Origin of the sequence: Micromonospora sp. LOL_025 (assembly GCF_048060285.1) — a bacterium.
Classification (GTDB): domain Bacteria; phylum Actinomycetota; class Actinomycetes; order Mycobacteriales; family Micromonosporaceae; genus Micromonospora.
This window is the reverse complement of sequence record NZ_JBHMIR010000121.1, coordinates 1-574: the sequence shown is the minus strand read 5'-3', so window position 1 is coordinate 574 and position 574 is coordinate 1. Positions and strand designations below refer to the sequence as shown.

1 protein-coding gene is annotated in these 574 nt (G+C 76.1%); it reads right to left on the bottom strand.

Annotated elements, in window-relative coordinates; translation table 11 throughout:
• A partial coding sequence (locus tag ACFHW0_RS31755; protein WP_416613314.1) for a ketoacyl-synthetase C-terminal extension domain-containing protein occupies positions 1-574 on the bottom strand: 574 nt, incomplete at both ends.

Genomic DNA, 574 nt, shown 5'->3' with positions numbered 1-574 from the left:
ACCAACCGCGCGGCCTGACCCGCCAGACCCCGCTCGGAGCGCCCCGACACCACCCACGGCACCGGCAACCCCACAAACCCGCCCCCGGCAGACGCTGAAACCGGCACCCCGTCCGCCGACCCGATCCGATCGGTGCCACCGTGCAGCGCTGCATCCGGCGCGGCCACGGGCTCCGCCGGCACCGCACCCGGCGCGGTGCGGGGCTGCACCGCCGCAGCCACCGGCTCCGCACCCGACGCGGCCGGGAGCCCCAGCGCCGGCTCCGCTGCCGTCGCGGCGGCAAGCCCCAGCGTCGGCTCCGCACCCGACGGGGCCGCGAGCACCGGCTGCGGCGCGGGCTCCGGCTGTTCGATGATCACGTGGGCATTGGTGCCGGAGATGCCGAACGACGACACGCCCGCACGCCGGGGACGCCCCGCCGCCGGCCACTCGCGCGACTCGGTCACCAGCTCCACCGCACCAGACGACCAGTCCACATGCGACGACGGCGCGTCGACGTGAAGCGTCGCCGGCACCACACCCGCCCGCATCGCCAAGATCATCTTGATGATGCCCGCCACCCCCGCAGCCGCCT